Source organism: Streptomyces odonnellii (genome assembly GCF_000981895.1).
Taxonomy (GTDB): domain Bacteria; phylum Actinomycetota; class Actinomycetes; order Streptomycetales; family Streptomycetaceae; genus Streptomyces; species Streptomyces odonnellii.
Genome location: NZ_LATD01000555.1, coordinates 1 through 3,872, shown reverse-complemented (window position 1 = coordinate 3,872; position 3,872 = coordinate 1). Strand labels below are relative to the sequence as shown.

Here is a 3,872-nt window from a genome sequence, read left to right as displayed (position 1 = left end):
CCTGGTGACTCTGTGATCTTGGCGGTCCCCGCTCCGAAGCAGCTTTCGGCGGTACTGACGCCGACCGGGTGCCGACGTTCCTGACGCATGGTCAGCTCCTTGGGGCGCGGGTGAAGACGCTCTGCGACGGTCCGCCGCTGGCATCCAGTATCGATCCAACAGCGCCGCGCGGCACAGCCTGCGGGGTAAGGGTTTGTACGCGAGGTACACGTACAGCCGTTCGGGTGAGGCGGGGGTGCTTCTGGCAGCCGAAGGCCGGATGATCAATTCCAACGGGTGATCCGCGATGAGGGGTGAGGGGTGCCCGTGATCGCTGTGTGACGAACAATCCGGCCATCCCGGCGGAGGCGATCGACAGCGAGATCGGTAGCCGGATATCGGTCGGCAGCCGAGTGCTGATGCTGGACGATGGGCGCGGGGCCAAGCGGCTGTGGGATGGCCGAGCATGGGGCAGTGGTCGCCGGGCAGTTCGTCGGGTGTGACGCCGAGGCGTTCCCGCACGATGCGGCGCATGTACTCGGCGGGGAGGAGCCGGTCGTCCCGGGCCACGGAGCGGCAGCACCCACCAGTCGGTGCTCAAGCCGCTCGGCACGCCGTACAGCACCCGGAACCTGGAGTTCGCCGACGACGGTGCCGCGTACTTGCGCGAGGTCACTGTTGGCCCGGCGAACGAAGCCGAGACCGCCGCGACAGTGCGTGTCATGGGCGGCGAGGACTGGTCCCGCTGGGTCACCGCGCTGGCGGAGCGAGGGCTGCTGCGCGAAGGGTTTCGCACGGTCGCCCTCACCTATATCGGCTCGCCGCTGACCTCGGCCATCTACCGCGAGGGCACGATCGGCGCGGCCAAGGCCGATTTGGAGTCCACCGCGGGCGCCCTGACCGAGCAGCTGGCCGCAGTGGGCGGCCGCGCCTACACCTCGGTGAACGGAGCTGCGATCACTCAGGCGTTGACCGCCATCCCGGGCATCCCGCTGTATGTCAGTCTGCTCCGCGGCGTCCTGGGCGACCGTTTCCCGTCCCCCGTCGAGCAGTCGCTCCAGCTGTGGAACCAGCTCACCGCACACCGGCCCGACGTGGACGAGTCAGGCCGCATCCGCCTCGATCGCTGGGAGCTGTCCGAGCCGGTCCAGGCCGCCGTGGCCGAACGCTGGCAGTCGATCACCTCCGAGACCCTCACCGAGCTGGCCGACATTTCGTGGTTCCGTGCCCAGTTCCGTTCCCTGTACGGCTTCGGCGTTCCCGGCGTCGACTACGCCACCCCGGTCGAGACCGACCTGTCCTGGCCGAACCCGTCGCCTCCTTGAACTCGCCGTTGAGGGCGTGACCGTCTCCCTCAACAAATGACGTCATCACTCGACCCGGCGCGGTGGGCGTTCCTCCTCTCCCGCGCCGGCACCATCTATGGGCGGCTCGTACGAGATCCAGCGTGGCATCATCGCCGGTCGCGTGCTCGGCCTGCCGAAGGGAGCCTGAATCATGACCGATTCCCCCAAGAAGTACGGCCAGTGGCTGGCCGGCGCCTGGCGCGAGCCCGAGCAGGGTCATTACCAGGTCACCAACCCGGCCACCGAGGAAGCCGTCGGCTACGCCCCCGAGGGCCACGCCGCCGAGGTCTGGTCCGCCGCTGAGGCCGCCAGGGACGCCTTCGACGACTGGTCCCGCACCGAGCCGCGCGAGCGCGCTGTCATCCTGGAGCGCATCGGATCCTTGATCTCCGAACGGGCCGACGAACTGGTGCCCTTGGTGCAGGCCGAGACCGGCGCGACCAGGCGGGTGGCGAAGTCCACGGTGCTCGCCGCAGCCGACCGCTTCCGCAGCTGCGCGCGCGGCGCGCTGGAGCCCGACGTCGTACCTTTCGCGCCGCACCCCGTCACCGCGAGCCCGCTCGCACCTGGCGGGCTCATCGGCGCGACGGCCGTGCGCCGTCCCGTCGGCGTCGTCGCATGCATCACCTCCTATACCTTCTCCATCGCCAACCTCGCGGGCAAGGTCGCCCCGGCGCTCGCCATGGGCAACACCGTGATTGCCAAGCCCGCAGCGCAGGACCCACTCAGCTGTCTGGAGCTGGGCCCGATCATGAAGGAGGCCGGTCTGCCGGACGGTGTCTACAATTTGGTCGCGGGATCAGGCCCCATCACGGGCGAGGCGCTGGTCGCCCATTACGACACCGACATGGTCAGTTTCACCGGCTCCACCGCCGAGGGAAAGAGGATCGCCGAAGCCGCGGGCGGGCAGATGAAGCGCACCCTCATGGAGTTCGGCGGCAAGGGCGCGGCCATCCTTCTGGAGGACGCCGACGACAACACCTTCAAGTCGGCGGTCATGGCGGTCAGCTCGGCCTTCGCCGTCCACAGCGGTCAGATCCGCACGGCGCCGACCCTGATGCTCGTACACCGATCGCTGTACGAGAAGGCCGTCGCCGCACTCACACGGTACGCACGGGACGCGACAGTCGGTGACCACGCGGATGACTCCACCATGGTCGGCCCTGTCATCTCCGCCGCCCAGCGCGACCGCGTCGAGGCGTACGTCGAAGGCGCCAGGCAGGAGGGCGCCCGGGTCACCGTCGGCGGCGAACGTCCGGAGCTCAAGCCCGGGTTCTACGTCACCCCCACTGTCCTCGCCGATGTCACCCAGGACATGACCGTCGCACAGGAGGAGGTCTTCGGTCCGGTGGTCGTCGTGATCCCCTTCGACGAGGAGGACGAGGCGGTACGGATCGCCACCGGCACCCCGTACGGCCCCTACGACTACGTCTTCTCAGGCGACACCGCCCGCGCCTGGCACCTCGCGGCCCGGCTGCGCAGCGGCAACGTCGGCATCAACACCGCACAGCGCCACCCCGCAACGCCCTTCGGCAACTCCTCCGGGCTGCACGCGTACAGCGAACTCCAGTCGGTCGTCTGGCCGTCCTGAGCCGAGAGGTGACGAACCCATGCGAGGCGTCATCTTCGACGGCAAGCAGCCGCACATCGTGGACGACCTGGAAGCCGCGCCCCGGGCCCCGGCGAGGTCCTCGTCGGCAACCGGGCGGCCGGACTCCGGCACAGTGACCTGCCATTGATCGACGGCACCATCCTGTTCCCGCCGCCGGTCGCCCTCGGCCACAAGGGCGACCGGCGGCGGCGAGCCGTGACCCGTGTCGAGCCCGGCGACCACGTGGCCTCTCCACCATCGCCAACTGCGGCACCCGCGCCGAGTGCCACCGCGGCCGCCCACCATGTGCCGCGGCTCCTTCGGCAATCCGGAGCAGCCCTTCAGCTGCGGCGGCGAAAAGCTCTGGAAGTTCGCCGCCAACTCCGCCTTCGCCGAACGCACGCGGTCAAGGCCCGCCGGGCGATGCCCGGCGCAGAAAGAGCGAGGAGCGCGTGAGAGAAGAGCGTGAGGTGCGCTGGCATGCGGCCATGGAGGAAGTGAAGGAGCATGCCGTCCGGGAGTAGTTCGAGGTCCACTTCGCCGCTCCAGCAGATGATGCTGATCCCATCCGGTGTGGCCTCACGGCCCACTCTGCGATCGTCCATCAGGCCCTTCCGCGGCAGGTCCGCCAGCAGCCCTCGGACGAACTTCCCCACCCGACGGCGGGGTTCGGCGTGCTCGAAGCGTCCGGCTATGCGTCGCATCAGCCCTGCGTAGTCATCCCGTCCGTCCCAACGGCCCGGGTCTACGCTGTGACCCCATCGGCCACCGTCTGATCCTCAGTCTTCACACATCGATGATCACCGGTGGCCCCATCTGTCCCCGACGCCACCCCAGACCTCCCCCGCCCCGCCCATGGCTACGACATCGCCAGCACCGGCCTGACCAATTGACGTGTGCAGGTACAACTGGCCGCCACCGGGGATTTACAAATGGCCGTTGAGAAACATCCCGGC

Annotated in this window: 1 protein-coding gene and 3 pseudogenes; 3 read left to right on the top strand and 1 reads right to left on the bottom strand. The window is 69.0% G+C overall.

All coding sequences use genetic code 11. The features are described from left to right. Positions 1-536: 536 nt before the first annotated feature. The 3 genes and pseudogenes from WH07_RS34930 to WH07_RS41620 form a co-directional block, all read left to right on the top strand. Positions 537-1,304: pseudogene (locus WH07_RS34930) on the top strand (enoyl-[acyl-carrier-protein] reductase FabV); the annotation flags it as partial. A 172-nt stretch (positions 1,305-1,476) separates the two neighbouring features. Beyond that, positions 1,477-2,916: an aldehyde dehydrogenase family protein gene (locus WH07_RS34925; RefSeq protein ID WP_046509097.1), complete on the top strand. Its 1,440-nt coding sequence runs from the start codon at positions 1,477-1,479 to the stop codon at positions 2,914-2,916. Between the two features lie 19 nt (positions 2,917-2,935). Further along, a pseudogene (locus WH07_RS41620) lies at positions 2,936-3,319 on the top strand (alcohol dehydrogenase catalytic domain-containing protein); the annotation flags it as partial. Positions 3,320-3,475: 156 nt separating this feature from the next. On the opposite strand, the pseudogene WH07_RS42345 reads toward WH07_RS41620, so the two are convergent. Next, positions 3,476-3,620, bottom strand: a pseudogene (locus tag WH07_RS42345) (IS701 family transposase); the annotation flags it as partial. Between the last annotated feature and the right edge of the window lie 252 nt (positions 3,621-3,872).

What these genes read in the sequence shown, in the direction of transcription:
- WH07_RS34925 (WP_046509097.1), top strand. Translation starts at nt 1,477, where the DNA reads ATGACCGATTCCCCCAAGAAGTACGGCCAGTGGCTGGCCGGCGCCTGG.